Annotated in this window: 11 protein-coding genes; 3 read left to right on the top strand and 8 right to left on the bottom strand. The window is 68.7% G+C overall.

Annotation, left to right across the window (positions count from 1 at the left end):
- Nucleotides 1-36: 36 nt before the first annotated feature.
- The gene (locus RIB98_09085; protein ID MEQ8841124.1) at nt 37-891 is read left to right on the top strand and encodes a glycosyltransferase family A protein; all 855 of its coding nucleotides are present in this window, start codon (nt 37-39) and stop codon (nt 889-891) included.
- Here RIB98_09085 and RIB98_09090 read toward each other — a convergent pair.
- Nucleotides 837-1,991 (bottom strand): glycosyltransferase family 4 protein, encoded by a 1,155-nt coding sequence (locus RIB98_09090; GenBank protein ID MEQ8841125.1) that lies wholly within the window; start codon nt 1,989-1,991, stop codon nt 837-839. The two genes, RIB98_09085 and RIB98_09090, sit on opposite strands and share 55 nt — an antisense overlap.
- Complete coding sequence (locus tag RIB98_09095) at nt 1,988-3,733, bottom strand: ABC transporter ATP-binding protein (protein ID MEQ8841126.1); 1,746 nt, start codon at nt 3,731-3,733, stop codon at nt 1,988-1,990. The genes RIB98_09090 and RIB98_09095 overlap by 4 nt, the downstream gene beginning before the upstream one ends.
- A 104-nt stretch (nt 3,734-3,837) precedes the next feature.
- Between RIB98_09095 and RIB98_09100 the strand changes: the two genes are divergently transcribed.
- Nucleotides 3,838-4,728 (top strand): bifunctional 5,10-methylenetetrahydrofolate dehydrogenase/5,10-methenyltetrahydrofolate cyclohydrolase, encoded by an 891-nt coding sequence (locus tag RIB98_09100; protein ID MEQ8841127.1) that lies wholly within the window; start codon nt 3,838-3,840, stop codon nt 4,726-4,728.
- A gap of 27 nt (nt 4,729-4,755) precedes the next feature.
- Here the strand turns inward: RIB98_09100 and RIB98_09105 are convergent, their stop codons facing one another.
- From RIB98_09105 to RIB98_09115, 3 genes are all read right to left on the bottom strand, one after another.
- A complete protein-coding gene (locus RIB98_09105) occupies nt 4,756-6,000 on the bottom strand; it encodes a DUF1015 family protein (protein MEQ8841128.1) in 1,245 nt (414 codons plus the stop codon).
- Nucleotides 5,997-7,205: an NAD(P)-dependent oxidoreductase gene (locus RIB98_09110; GenBank protein MEQ8841129.1), complete on the bottom strand. Its 1,209-nt coding sequence runs from the start codon at nt 7,203-7,205 to the stop codon at nt 5,997-5,999. The genes RIB98_09105 and RIB98_09110 overlap by 4 nt, the downstream gene beginning before the upstream one ends.
- Before the next feature lie 132 nt (nt 7,206-7,337).
- Nucleotides 7,338-8,660 (bottom strand): phosphotransferase family protein, encoded by a 1,323-nt coding sequence (locus RIB98_09115; GenBank protein ID MEQ8841130.1) that lies wholly within the window; start codon nt 8,658-8,660, stop codon nt 7,338-7,340.
- Nucleotides 8,661-8,737: 77 nt separating this feature from the next.
- Here RIB98_09115 and RIB98_09120 point away from each other — a divergent pair, with 77 nt between their 5' ends.
- Entirely contained in the window at nt 8,738-9,637 is a 900-nt protein-coding gene (locus RIB98_09120; GenBank protein ID MEQ8841131.1) for a hypothetical protein, read from the top strand.
- Here the strand turns inward: RIB98_09120 and RIB98_09125 are convergent.
- From RIB98_09125 to RIB98_09135, 3 genes are all read right to left on the bottom strand, one after another.
- Nucleotides 9,634-11,340 carry a proline--tRNA ligase gene (locus RIB98_09125; protein MEQ8841132.1) on the bottom strand — a complete coding sequence of 569 codons (1,707 nt, stop codon included), beginning with the start codon at nt 11,338-11,340 and terminating at the stop codon, nt 9,634-9,636. The two genes, RIB98_09120 and RIB98_09125, sit on opposite strands and share 4 nt — an antisense overlap.
- 27 nt (nt 11,341-11,367) lie before the next feature.
- On the bottom strand, nt 11,368-13,173 hold the full coding sequence (locus RIB98_09130) for an S-layer homology domain-containing protein (protein ID MEQ8841133.1): 1,806 nt from the start codon (nt 13,171-13,173) through the stop codon (nt 11,368-11,370).
- Nucleotides 13,174-13,244: 71 nt separating this feature from the next.
- Entirely contained in the window at nt 13,245-14,636 is a 1,392-nt protein-coding gene (locus RIB98_09135) for a DUF1800 family protein (protein ID MEQ8841134.1), read from the bottom strand.
- Nucleotides 14,637-14,725: the final 89 nt, after the last annotated feature.

Here is a 14,725-nt window from a genome sequence, read left to right on the forward strand (position 1 = left end):
CTCCGGCCGCGGGGGCCGCCCCGTCACAATGCAGGTATGTCCGCACCGGCGATGGCCATCGTGATCGCTGCGTACAACGCAGACGAGACCCTCGGCGCCCAGCTCGACGCACTCGCCGTCCAACAAAGCGACACCCGGATCGAGATCGTGGTCGTCGACAACGGGTCGACCGACGACACGGCCGCGGTGATCGAGACGGCGGCGCGTCGCGACGCACGGGTGCGACGCGTCGCCGCGACCGACGGCCGGGGCGCCGGCTACGCCCGCAACGTCGGTGTGGCAGAGACGACCGCGCCCTGGATCGCGTTCTGCGACGCCGACGACGTGGTGGGCGTCGACTGGGTCGACGCGATCGTCGGTGCGCTGGCCACGCACCCCTTCGTCACCGGACCACTCGATACGTCCGCGCTCAACGAGGGCTGGCTCGCAGGTTCGCGGGGCACGGCGATCTCGAGTGGGCAGCCGATGTTCGAGGGCGTCTTCCCGATCGCGTCGTCGTGCAATCTCGCCATCCACCGGGAGCTGTTCGACGCGCACGGCGGATTCGACGAGTCGTTCCGGATCGGCCAGGACACGGAGCTCTCGCTCCGTCTCTGGTGCGCCGGCGTCGCGCTGCACTTCGCGCCGGCGGCCACGGTGCACTACCGCTACCGGGCCACGATGCGAGGTGTGTTCGGCCAGGCCCGGGCCTTCGGTCGTGCCCAGGCGGCGATCGAACAGCGGATGCGGGAGCTGCAGGTCGATGCGACGCCGCCACGACGGACGCTGCGTCGACTGGCCTGGTTGATCCGGTCGCTTCCCCGGATCGTCGACCGGGCCGCACGGGCCCGTTGGCTCTATGTCTGCGGGACGCTGCTCGGCCGGGCCGAGGCGCGGGTGCGGTCCAACTGAGCGACCGTCCCGGCGATGGCGAGGAAGCGGTCGGCGACGGTATCGGGTCGGATCTCGGCCCGACCGGCGTGGGACTTCCCTGCGGCGGCGAGCGAGCGGCGGCGCGCCTCGTCGTCCCACAGTGATGTGACGGCGTCGACCCAGGCGGTGTCCGGGGCGGCCGGAGGGAGCAGCACGCCCGTGTCACCGACCAGTTCGCGGATACCGGGCTGGTCGGACGCGATGACGGGAATCGCGTTGGCCTGGGCCTCGAGCACCGTGCGGGGCCGATTGTCGATGTCATGGGGCGCGAGCAGCACGCGGGCGTCGCGGAAGAGCGCGGCATTGTCCTCGACCCGACGTCGAAGCGTGACGTTCTCGAACCGGGCGGTCAGGTCGGCGACCGCTCGGGCCTGCTCGCCGCTCAGCGGCCATGACTCCTGGAGCACGATCGGCACGTCGGGCCGAGCGGTGGCCAGTGCCGCGACCCGACGGAGTCCGTGGGTCTCGATCGGGTTGACGAGGAGGGCGACCGCCTGTGTCGACGGCTGGTCGAGTACCGGCACCGTGACGGTGGACGGGAGGAAGTGGGCGACGTGGCCGATGGACTCGGCCTCGTCGACCAGGGAGTGTGAGTTCGCGAGTACGAGGTCGGCACCCGTTCGTTCGAGGTGGGCGATCGCCGATGCCTCTCGCAGGTAGAGCGCGGTCGGTACCCCGTGGCGACGGGCGGTTGCGGTGACGAGCCGCCAGGTCGGCCGGCTGATGCTCGATCCGACGACGAGATCGGTGCCGGTCGCGAGGATGTCGTCGATGTGCAGTTCGGGCTCGATCGACACTTGGTGCTCGACGCCGTCGATGGTTCTCGACCGGACCGGGCCGGCCACCATGGACCGGACACGGGTGACCAGTCTGCTCGGGCCGCGATGAGCGAAGCGGACCGTGGCATCGAGCAGCTTCTCGTCGAGTCGTCGACGCCACGTTGCGCCGCTGCCGTCGTCGACCAGCATCGTCACGTCGATGCCTCGATCGACGAGGAGGCGTGAGAGCTCGCGCTGGCTTCGTCCGGAGCCCCCGCCGGTGGTGGAGGACACGAAAACGATGTGGGGCGCGGTGGTCACGGACGAGCACCCGCGTTCACGAAGCCCCGCTGCCAGAAGTCGCTACTGGCCGCGATCGTCGCCGGTGGCCCATCGGCGGCGATCGTTCCCTGGTCGAGGACCACGACGCGGTCGCAACCCTCGATCGTGGCGGGCCGGTGCGCGATCACGATGAGGGTGACGGTCCCGGCGAGACGTCCGAGGGTCTCGCTGATGGCGGCCTCGGCATCGGGGTCGAGCGCGCTCGTCGGCTCGTCCAGAACGAGGACCCGGGGTCCTCCGGCCAGCGCCCTGGCGATGGCGAGTCGCTGTAGCTGCCCGCCCGACAGCATGCGACCGTCCCCGCCGAGCATCGTGGTCAGCGCGAGCAGTGGTTCGCCGTCCGCATTCGTCAGGCCGGCGCCGCGGAGAGCCTCGATGACCTCCTCGTCGTCGATGTCGTCGCGAAGGAACCGTACGTTCTCGGCGAGGGTGCCGCCGATGAGCGCCGGCCTCTGCGGCACGAACGCGATCACACCGGCTCGGACGGCCGGGTCGAGATCGGCGGGGGCCGAATCGCCGACCGTGCAGGTGCCGGCCGAGGGGCGGCGGAGGCCGAGGACCAGTTCGGCGGTGGTGGTCTTCCCGCTGCCCGAGGGCCCGACCAGCGCGACGTAGGTTCCGGCCTCGATGTCCAGCTCGATGTCGTGCAGGGCGCGTCGGTCGGCGCCGGGATGGCGATACTCGACACCTCGCAGTTTCACGTCGGCGGCGCCCGTGAACGCTCCCGTGGTCTCGCTCGCCGAGGCGGTCTGGTCATCGCCGTAGCGGGTGATCTCGTCCTCGAGGGCGAACACGAACGGGCCGGCGCTGGCGAACCGGTTGACCGTCTGCTGGAGCGCATGGACGTAGGTGATCGAGCGACCGAGCAGAACGACCACGGCGCCGAGCTCCTCGGGGCTGGCCACGCCGCTCCGGTGGAGGACCGCGAGGGCGGCGAGAACGGTGATGAGCGAGAGGTTTCGCTGACCCGAGGGAATCGCCTTCTCCAGCCAGGTCAGGCGAGCGAGCGTGGTCGCCGTCTCGTCGGCCGAGGCCCGGTGTCGTTCGCGGGCGGCGGCGTCGACGCCGAAGGTTCGGATCTCCGTGGGGACTCCGGTGATCTCGGCCAGACCGAGTGCATAGCGGTGATTCGCGGCGCGCATCCGTTCGGCCGCGGTACCGAGTCGGCCCGCGAGCGGGCTGAGGATCGCCACGAGCGCGGCCAACGACGCGATCAGGACACCCGTTGTGAGCGGGTTGATGACCGCGGCGACCCCGACGATCGCGGCCAGGTTGAGCGTGGCGACGAGACCGAGGTTGATGGCGGTGGTGAGGATGAGCGCCTGGCCGACGTTCGTGGACACGACGTCCTGCAGATGGCCGGGAGGGTCGGCGGTCTGGGTGACCCAGTCCGCCTCGTTGTACGCATCGAAGAGTGAGGTCCGCAGGCGGAGCTGGACGATCGCCAGGATGCGCGCACCCTGGCGCGCCGCCAGGAGATCGACGACGAAGACCACGGCGGCTGCAAACAGCGCGCCGCCGAACAGCTCACCGGTCGAGAGAGCGACCAGGTCGAGGCCGAGCACCGATGTCGCATCGGTGGCCCCCGTGAAGCGCAGCCCGACATTGAGCAGAAGCACCAGCGTTGCCACCGAACCGAGGCCCGACAGGAACGCGAAGAACGCGAGGAGAAGTACCCGTCGGCCCGGCAGAGGAAGCGCACGGAGCGCGGGAAGCAGCATCGTCAGTTGGCCCCGCTTCCGCACGGGTCTGGTCGCCTGGTTCCTCACGTCTCCCAGGTCGGCCGATGCCCGGGGGAACTGAGTTTCGGGGGTACCGTGCTCGCGTGAATCCCAACGACGATTTCGAGCGTTCACCCGGTGGCGCGGTGCTGATGAACGGCAACAGGCTGCGCGACGAAATCGTGGCCGGTGTCCGCGCGGAGATCGACGCGCTCGGCAATCCGGCCGTCTGTCTCGCGACCGTGCTGGTCGGGAGCGACAAGCCCAGCCAGATCTACGTGCGCAACAAGCACCGCAAGGCCGAGGAGGCTGGACTGGTTTCCCGCCACGTCGAGCTGCCCGAAGATGCGACCCAGGACGATGTCGAGGCCGCCGTGCGCGACCTGGTCGACGACCCGGCGGTTCACGGCATCCTCGTGCAGCTGCCGTTGCCCGAGGGGCTCGACGAGGAAGCAGTGCTGCAGCTCGTGCCGCCGGAGAAGGACGTCGACGGTCTGACCGAGCGGTCGATGGGCCGGCTCGTCCGTGGCCGTCCCGGACACGCCCCGTGTACGCCGCTGGGCGTGATGCGGCTGCTCGACCGCTACGGCGTGGCGACCTCGGGAAAGCAGGCGGTGGTGATCGGACGCTCGACCCTCGTCGGCCTGCCCCAGGTGCTCCTGCTCGGCCGCAAGGGCTGCGATGCCACGCCGACGCTGGCCCACAGCCGCACCGCCGACCTCGCGTCGGTGTGTCGACGTGCCGACATCATCGTGGCGGCCGCCGGCATGGCCGGCCTGGTCACGGCCGACTTCGTCAAGCCCGGGGCCGCGGTGCTCGACGTGGGCATTTCCCGCACCGAGGCCGGCATCGTCGGTGACGTCGACTTCGACAGCGTGCAGGCGGTGGCCGGCGCCATCACGCCGATGCCGGGCGGTACGGGACCGATGACCATCGGTTGCCTGATGGAGAACACCCTCGCCGCGGCGCGGATGCTCGGCGCCGTCGCCGGCTGAACTCGCGGGCTCCCCGTTGCTGCGCCCTCAGCTCACGGGAAGGTGCGATGTGGCACCGGTGCCGAGCACGCGGAGAAACACGCCCGAACGGGGTTTCGGCGCGAAGTAGGACGACTTCGGCGGCATCAGTTCGCCGGCCGCGGCGACGGCCATCAGGTCGTGGATGTCGGTGGGATGGACGACGAAGCCGAGCATGCCGTCGGCGTCACAGCGAGCCACGAGTTCGTCCACCCCCGACGGGCCCGGGACGTAGTCCACGCCACTGTCGGGCGCGAGTTCGTCGATGCCCAGCACGTGACCGAGCACATCTCGACGAAGCCGTTCGACGTCGAGCGAGGCGAGGGGAGAGGGTCGTTCCTGTGGGTCGAGCACCAGCTTCGACCAGCTGCCGTGGTGGTACACGCCGATCTCGCCGCGGGCGTGCGGCGCGGCGTGAACGGCGTCGTCCGCGGGGGTCACCACACCCACGGTGGCGAGTGAGGCCCGGAGCTCGTCACGGGATCGCCGGTCGACGTCGTCGGCCCGGCGGTGGAACGCTTCGACCCGCAACTCGTCGGCCGGGAACAGCACCGCCAGGGTGCGTCGGAAGGCGTCGTCGTCGGGGTGGGCGTCCCGACCGGCGAGCGCAGCCGCGGATCGATGGTGCCCGTCGGTGACGTAGACCCGGGCGTCGGCCAGCAGGGCCGTCACCGTGTGACTCTCGTCGACGGTCAACGTCCAGATGAGATGGTGCACGTCCTCGACGACGTGGTCGACGTCGGCGGTGCGTCGGGCGGCGGCGGTCAGGAGATCACGAAGCGCCGGGTCGGGCTCATGGGTGAGGGCGATCGGCGATGACGTGGCGCCCACCGTCTCGAGATGTCGGCTGAGCAACGTCGCCCGTTCAGGCCGGACGTTCTCGTGGGTCAGGACCCGGCCGTCACGGAGACCCTCGATGTCGAGGGCCCCGACGATCCCGGTCTGCGTGTGGTTGCCGAAGACGAGTCGATAGGCGTAGTAGGCGGCATGGTCGGAGCGAGCGAATGCGCCGGCGGCGAGGATGCGGCTGAGCGTTTGCGCCCCGAGCCGGAGGAGATCGTCGTCGTCCGCGACCTGGCCGGGGCCGAGGTCGCCGGCCGAGCGGGTGACACCGAAGAAGCTGTAGGGGTCGGCCTCGATGATCGCCCGTCGCTCGGCGGGGGTCTTGGCGTCGTAGGCGCCGGCGACCACACGGCTCGCCCACTCCGGTCGGATCAGCCAGCCCGTGAACGGGGCGAAGAGCGGTCGGGTCATGCGAGGGTGACGGCGACGTTGATCACATGTTCGTGTGACCGGATCTGGTCGAGGATCTCGGCGTCGGGCACGGCGGCGACATCGATCGTCGCGACCGCCGCCTTGGCCCCTGCGAAGACCTTGTTGGACATCGTGGACACGTTGAGATCGGACGCCCGGAGGATGGCGAGCACCGCGGCGAGCACCCCCACGCGGTCCTGGTGCCGGATCGAGATCGTTGCCGCGCGGTCGGGGACGGCCTGCATGTTGACGCAGTTCACCGGCACGCCGCCGGCCCGGTACTCGTCGATCACGTCGATGGTCCCGTCGGCCACCGCCTGCTGGGCCTGCTCGGTCGATGCCCCCACGTGGTGGGTGGCGACCACCGAGGGGTGGCCGGCCAGGGCGGACGTGAACTCGGCGGTGCCCGAGCCGGGTTCGTCGGCGAACACGTCGAGTCCGGCCCGCAGACCGCGTGTCGTCATGGCGTCGATCAGCGCTGCTTCGTCGACGACGTCGCCACGCGAGGTGTTGATCAGGATCGCCCGGTCCCTCATCTTCGCGAGGAACCCGGCGTCGACCATTCCCTTGGTGTCGGCACCGCCCGGGACGTGGAGAGAGACGATGTCGACCGATGACAGGAGTTCATCGAGGGTGGGGACGAAGCGCACGCCCGCCCGCTCGGCTTGTTCGACCGTGGCGGCCGCCCGATCGGGCTTGTCGACGGCGATGACGTCGATGCCGAAGCCCGTGGCCCGTTCGGCCATGGCGAGACCGATGTCGCCCAGGCCGATGATGCCCAGGGACTTCCCGTAGAGGCCGTCGGCCTTGGAATAGGCCGACTTGTTCCACTTGCCGTCGCGAAGATCGGCGGTGGCCGAGGCGATGTGGCGGTCGACCGAGATCAGCAGCCCCATCGCCAGCTCGGCCACGGCGAGCGCATTCTGACCGGGCACGTTGCACACGAAGATGCCGAGCGCGGCGGCCGCTGCCGTGTCGATGGTGTTGGTGCCGGCGCCGGCCCGCACGATCAGTGCGAGTTCATCGGCCGCGGCGAGTGCCTCGGCGGTCACCCGGGTCGAGCGCACGACGAGCACCTCGACCCCGGCGAGTGCCCCGCCCAAGCTGGTTTCGGTCAGCGAAGGGTCGACCAGGACATCGTCACCGGCGGCCTCGAGTCGCGCGACCGCTGACGCCGGTAGTGCATCGGCAAGAAGGATCTTCATCTCGGGCAACTCCTCGGAATCGTCGGGATGACAAGTCGTAGCCCGACTCCGCCGTGGGCGCCACCGGTCGTACGACGAGCCGGAGCCCGGACCCGAGTCAGGAGACGACTGCTCGAGGGCACGGGTCTCAGGCTACGGCTGCGGGAGCGGCTGGATCTGGTTGTGGGTCGCCATCGCTGATCCGTCCGGCCCGAGCAGGGCCTGGGCGCGCAGACCGCGCTTGTGGAACAGCTCCACGAGGTACTCGTCGTGGGCACCGTGGTCCTGGAGAACGAACCGTTCGAGCGCGGCGTCGCCGGCTCGCCAGTCCGTTGGACGTGTGCCGAGCAGCCACGCGAGGTCGTTCAGGTTCTGGTGTTCGAGTTCGGCGGCGATCTCGTCACTGCGCTGGATGTGGCGTGAGAGCCGGAACGCCTTGCGAACCTCGTAGGCCTGGTACTCGTCGTCGACCGTGAGGCTGCGAAGGATCTGCGTCAGCTGTTCCTGGGCGGGGCGAGCACGGGTGGGCTGTGATGCCGGAAGGTCGATCTCGGGCAGGTCGATGCCGATGATCTCGGCGAGTGCCTCGGTGGTGAACAGATCGGTCTCGCGGCACCACTGGAGGTTGGTCATCAGGTCACTACCGGGCGACGGATCGCAGAGCTCCGAGGAGAATGCGAGCCGGTTCGAGAGTGTGAAGGCCACGTGGTGGCGTTGGATCGCCTCGACGTCGATCGTCGTCCCGGACGCCGACTCGTACCAGCCGTAGAGCTCGTCGAAGTCGCCGAATCCACCGATCGTGTCGCGCATGCGGAAGGCCGCAAGATCCATCATCGGGTCGCCGATGTGGCCGAGTTCGAGGTCGAGCAACGCGACGAGGTGGCCGTCGGCGTGATGGAACTGGCCGCTGTCCCACGTGATCGGTGCCTCTCGTCCTCTCGATTCGGGTGGATTGCGACGGAGCCAGGCCAAGCCGAACTCGAGCAGCGGATCGGGGAATCGTTTGGCCCGCCGGTAGCGCTCCTCGTAGCGCGCCATCCCGATGGTTCCGGACTCGGCCGGTGATTCGGCGCGCACGATGCCTGCTTCGACGAACGGATCGACCGGCAGTCGGTGCAGATCGGCGAGGGCGGTCATGTACTCGCGCATCACCGTGGCCCGGACGCGCTCACCGGCACCGAGGAGATAGGGCGCGCCCGGCACCACGTCCATCACGTAGGCGGGTATGTCATCGATCCAGCCGTGGACGGCCGGCACGGGGATGCCGTGGGCGTGGGCGATCTGTTGGAACCGCATCTCGTGGTCAAGTGGGAAGATGAGCTCCATGTCGGTGCGGTCGCCTCGGACCACCACCTCGCCGAGGCCCTCGACGGTGGCGAACCACACCGGTCGCCATCGGGGTTGGCGACGCAGCGTGACAACCGGACCGAGTTCGTCCTCGACCCAGTTCCGGACGGTCTGGTCGTGGTCGGTCATCTTGCGTGTCGCAGTCAGTCGGCGGTCGTGCGCGTCGCTCGCATGGTTCCACAGATGCGCACGTGGCATTCTGTCGGATGGCCCCACGGCTCGTTCTCCACATCGGGTCACACAAGACCGGGACGACGACGATTCAGCACGCGCTCGCCGCCAACCGACCGCTTCTCGAGTCCCACGGTGTGCACTATTCACAGGCGTTCGGTGATCGGCCTCACAGTGTGCCGATCATGCGGATGTTCCTACGTGACCCGCTCTCGTACAGGCACGTTGCCCGTCAGGCACTGCCCCCGTTGCGGCTCGCGGCCGCGATCGAGGCCGACCGGTCCGCACTGCGGGCCGAGATCGAGGCGATCGGCGACGGGACGTTGGTCATCTCGGGCGAGGACATCGGCGGGCTCGAAGGTGACGACCTCGACGACCTCGCCGCCTTCTGCAACGACCACTTCGACGACGTGAAGGTCGTGTACGTCGTTCGCGAGCCGGAAGCGCTGGTGCGATCGATCCATCACCAGCTGCTCCGGTCCGGCGAGGGGCGGGCCGACCGATTTCGGGCGGTGGCGATAACCGGCCGCTACGCCCGCGTTCCCCAGCGCTTCGGCGCCGCGTTCGGACGGGATCGCGTGGCGGTTGCCCGCTTCGAGGACCTGCTGGCCCCTGACATCGTTCGCCAGTGGTGCCGGCGTTTCCTCGACATCGACGATGCTCGACTGGTTGGCGACGTGCGAAACGAGGGGCTCTCCTCCGCAGCGGTGTGGGCCCTTCGGTGGTGGAACCGCGCGGTGCCCCGTGAGCGGCCGGGCATCGTGGCGGTGAAGGTCGCGAGGCCCGTGCGCGGCCTGCTCACGCGACTGCCGGGCCGGCGGGATCTCTCGCGCCCGCCGATCGACGCGGCGAGCGCAGCCCGCATCAACGACGCCGTGGCGCGACTCGCGGAAGACTTCGGCATCGAGCCGTATCCGGCCGTGAAGGCCGACTAGCGGGCAGCGGTGATGGTCGCGGTGACCTGGTCGGCGATGGCGTCGAGGGGGACGCGGGTGGTGTCGCCGGTGGCGCGCGAGGTGAACTCGACCTCGCCCTCGGCCAGCGCCTTTGGGCCGATGGTGATGCGATAGGGGATGCCGATCAGCTCGGCGTCGGCGAACTTCACCCCGGCGCGAGCGTCGCGGTCATCGAGGATGACGTCGATGCCGCGATCCCGGAGATCGGTGTAGAGCCGCTCGCCGGCGGTGACCGAGGCGTCGTCCTTCAGACTCACGATCGTGACGACGGCTTCGTAGGGAGCGATCGCCACCGGCCAGATCAGCCCGTTGTCGTCGTGGTAGGTCTCGGCCGCGGCGGCCATGTTGCGCCCGATGCCGATTCCGTAGCTGCCCATCACCAGCGGCACCTGCTCACCGTCGGCATCGACGACCTGGGCACCGAGCGCGTCGGAGTACTTCGTGCCCAGCTTGAAGATGTGGCCGGCCTCGATGCAGCGCACGATCTCGAGTGCGGTGCCGCAGTTGACGCACGGCTCGCCCGCGCGGACCTCTCGGAGGTCGGTGAACGACTCGACATTGATGTCGCGGGCGATGTCGACGCCACTCCAGTGCCAGTCGTCCTCGTTGGCCCCCGTGGCGAGACCGGCGCGACCCTCGAGGGCGAGGTCGGCGATGATCCGGAAGCCCTCGACGTGGACCGCGCCGAGCGATCCCGGCTGCGCCCCGAGGTGTTCGAGTGTCTCCTCGGGCGTGGCCGGTCGAATCTCGATGGCGCCGGTGTGGTCCTGGAGCTTCTGGATGTTGAGCTGATGATCGCCGCGCACGAGCGCCAGGACGATCTCGCCGTCGAGCACCATGATCATGCTCTTGATCTGGTGCACGGCCGGTGCGCCACCGTCGACCTCTTCGAGGGCCTTGATGGTGCGCACCCCGGGGGTGGCGAAGCGGGTGAGGGCGACGAGGTCGCGGTCCTCCACCGGGTCGAGGGCCGAGGTGGCCCGCTCGACATTGGCCGCGTAGTCGCCGGTGGGGCAGCGGACGACGTCGTCTTCACCCGCCGGGGAGGGCACCATGAACTCGGTCGAGCCGGAACCGCCCATCGCACCCGACGAGGCCTCGACCGGCATGGCCGGGAGCGACAAGCGCTCGAAGATGCGGACGTAGGCGTCGTGGTGGCGTTGGTAGCTGGTGTCGAGGCCGGCCTGGTCGAGGTCGAACGAGTACGAGTCCTTCATCGCGAACTCACGGACGCGCAGCAGGCCGCTCTTGGGACGCGGCTCGTCGCGGAACTTCCATTGGATCTGATACCAGATCTGCGGGAGCGACTTGTAGGAGGTGATCTCGAGGGCCAGCTCGGTGAAGACCTCTTCATGGGTCATGCCCAGCGCGTTCTCGGCACCCTTGCGGTCGGTGAGGCGGAACATCTCATCGCCCATGACCTCCCATCGCCCCGACTTCTTCCACAGCGATGCGGGATGCATGGCCGGCAGCAGGAACTCCTGACCGCCGATCGCGTCGATCTCCTCGCGAACGATGTTGGCCACCTTCTCGTGGACCTTGAGCCCGAGGGGCAGCATCGAATAGTGCCCTGCATGGAGCTGGCGGATGAAGCCGCCGCGCACGAGCAGTTTGTGGCTCGCGGCTTCCGCGTCGGCCGGAGCGTCTCGCAGTGTGGGGATGAACAGGTTCGACCAGCGCATGAGCCGCCACCGTACCGGGTGGGACCCTCAGGTGGGCTCGCCGGCCAAGCGCCAGAGGAACGTCGCCATCTGGGCGCGCGACACCTGGTCGTTCGGGGAGTACACCCCCGGCCCGGTGCCGGTTGTGATCCCTCGATGGAGGAGCCAATCGACCGCGTCGCTGTAGTACTGCCCGGCAGGAACGTCGCCGAAGCCGGCCGCGGGCGACCCGGGCGGGCTTCCTTCGAGACGCCAGAGGAACGTGGCCATCTGTGCTCGGGTGACGAAGTCGTCCGGCGCGAACCGGTTGCCGCCGACGCCGGTGGTGATGCCGGACTCGAGCAGCCACGAGACCGCGTCCTCGTAGTACACGCCGGAGGGAATGTCCGAGAAGCCCGACGGCGACAGGGGCGTGGGGCTCTGGCGGAACCGCCAGAGGAACGTCGCCATCTGCCCACGGGTCACCGGATCGAACGGCGAGAAGCGACGAGGCGCAGTGCCGGTCGTGATGCCCTTGTGGGCGAGCCACCCGACCGCGGTCGTGTAGTACTTCGCGGGCGGGACGTCGTCGAAGACCATGTTGCCGGGTTGGAAACTCGTCGACACGCCGGCGCCGGCGAATCCCGAATTGTCCAGCAGGTCGAGCGGCTCCCAATGGGTCTGGAGGATGTCGAACCCGTCGACGTCGAACCATTGCTCGCAAACGGACGTGTAGACCTGCCGGAAGTCGACCTGGTGTTTCAGGTCACCACGGTTGTCGAGACTGGTCAGGGACGGAGCGGCGCCCTTGAGGCCACCCTTCACGTTCGGGCCGACCATCGTGAGCAGGCCTGCGGCACCATGGTCGGTGCCGTTGGAGTTGTTGGACTCGACGCGACGACCGAACTCCGACCACACCATGACCGCCGTGCGAGCGGCGAACGCCGGGTCGAGCCGGGAGAAGAGCTCCTCGATCGCCGCGTCGAGATCGCCCAGGAGGTTGTCGTGGCCGGGACGCTGACCGGCGTGGGTGTCGTAGCCGCCTTGCTGGACGTGGGCGACGCGGACGCCCACGTTGAGGTTGATCAGTTCCGCGGCGACGGCCATGTCACGAGACAGACTGTTGCCCGGTAGGGAGTTGTCGTACGCGACGGCCAGGTCGTTGGCCGAGTTGACCGCCGAGGACCAGGCGTTCCCTATCGTGCCCGCGTAGGGACCGATGCCGGCGTACTGGTAGGCGGCGACGCCCTGGAAGAGGGCTCGATCGGCATTGTCGTCGAGGTCGTAGGCGCCGAACAACCCTCCGCCGCTCGGCATCGCGACCGGCGAGGTCCCGGGCCCGCGTAGCAACAGGGGCGCACCGGCGCCGACCGAGACCAGCCCGAACTCGCCGAAGGCGCGAGCCTCGCGTAGCCGGCCGAGCCATCCGGTGGGCGAGGACATCTGCGGGATACCGGCCATCCAGGTGGCGGTGGAGGTGAAGTGGCTGTGGTCGTCGGACTCCTCGCCGATGCCCTGTACGAAGGCGACCTCACCGGCGTCGAACCGCGTCTTGAGGTTGGGCATCCGCGGATTCAGGTACAGACCGCTGCCCACACGGTTGGCGGCCGACAGATCGTTGGCGCCGCCGCCGAGTTGGTAGGCGATGCCACCGCGGGCCGCTTGGTAGGCGCTGTTCTCCGCAGGGATCAGGGTGTGAAGTGCGTCGTTGCCGCCGTTGAGGAAGACGCTCACGAGGATCCGGTCCGACGAGCCGATCGGTGTCGCCGCCGCAGCGAACTCGTCCATCCATGTCGGCAGGAGCGCGAACGCCCCACCGACGGCGAGCGAACCCTGGAGGAAGGCGCGCCGTCCGAGGCCTCTGTTCTCGGGCATGGTTGCCGGATGCTGGATCCCGCGCGGTGTGAGCAAGGAGTGTTTCGGGGTCATGGTGGGTCCTCCGGCGATCAGTAGACGTGGAACTCGGGGCACATCGCGGCGATGACCCCCCGGTTGCGCTCGATGGACCACGAGGCGGTGAACGCCGCGTCCTGGAACCACTCGCGGATGGCGATCTTGGTGTTGTTCGACACGTCCTCGAGGCCGAGGAAGCCGGTGAGTTTGTTCACGACCCAGTTGGGGTCGTGTCCGGCGTGGATCGAGGGGATGGCGTTGTCGACGACAGACTGATGGCGGACGGATTCGAGGAACTCGCCACGGGCCCAGGCGCCGGCCGACGACAGCCATTTCGTACCCTGGCCCCAGCCGGCGACGCTCGGTGGTTCGAACAGATCCTGATCCATGCTGCGAAGACGTGACGGCAGGTTCAAGGACTCGACCTCGGCCATGTTCGTCGGCTCGACACGCTTCAGCCATGTCGCCACGAAGTCCGCCGGACTCTTGATCAAGGCATAGCGGGTGGTCGGTGCCCAGAATTCCTCGTGCTGGAAGATCGCACGAAGGACGGGGGAGATCCGCATCGAGTCGGCCCGCATCACTGCAGCGAGGGAATCCACCGCCGCCTCTGACGGCCAGTAGTTGGCGAAGTAGTGGAACAACTTGCGAACGATGAAGCGCGACGTCTCGAAGCGTCGGACCCCGTTGACCAGTTCGGTGATCGTGTCGCGCTCGCCGCTTCCGACCTTCACCCCGTTCCAGTTGGCGGTGATGCCGAACAGGGTCTTGTTGTTGTGATTGTGCTCGACGGCGCGGTACTCGTACGTGTGGTCGTAGGAGCTGCCGTTCCAGCCGACGATGCTGTGCCCGGTCCACGCCCTGGCCATTGCGACCACGTCGGATTCGTCGAAGTTGCCGACCCCACAGGTGTACAACTCCATGAGTTCGCGGGCGAAGTTCTCCTGTTCGGCGAAGTAGTGGTTGGTGTGGTTGTCGAGATAGATCAGCATCGCCGGGCTGAGGCTCGCTCGACGCAGGATCGTGTCGAAGCTGAACAATCCGTACTTGCGGAACAGCGCGACGTGGTCCCACATCGTCCTCATCGAGCCGACCTTGTCGACGCCGCAGGCGAAGTGGTCGTGCCAGAAGAACGCCATGCGCTCGTGGATCGGCAGGGCACCGGTCGAGACGCTGCTGGGCTGGGCGATCGTCGCCATCCGGTGAAGCCACCAGTTCACTGAATCCTGGCGGGCCTGGTAGCCGTTCGACTGGGTCACGAAAGAGGGCCTGCTGACACTGGGCCCGGACGGGATGGGGTTCGTCTTTCGGTGACCGAGGACCGCATCGACGGCCGACGTCAGCGACTTCCCGGTGAAGGCGTTGATCTCGGCGCTGGTGCCGCCGTAGCCGGCGCGGCGCAAGAGATGGGCGGCGTCCGCGCGGGACAATGTCGACGGGACCACGGGGTCTCCTCCTGGACTCGAGAGAGGGTTGGTCACGAGCGCAGCGCGCACCCGTGGGTCGAAGGTCTCACCGGAGTGATCCGTTCGAC

The organism is Acidimicrobiales bacterium (assembly GCA_040219515.1).
Taxonomy (GTDB): domain Bacteria; phylum Actinomycetota; class Acidimicrobiia; order Acidimicrobiales; family Aldehydirespiratoraceae; genus JAJRXC01.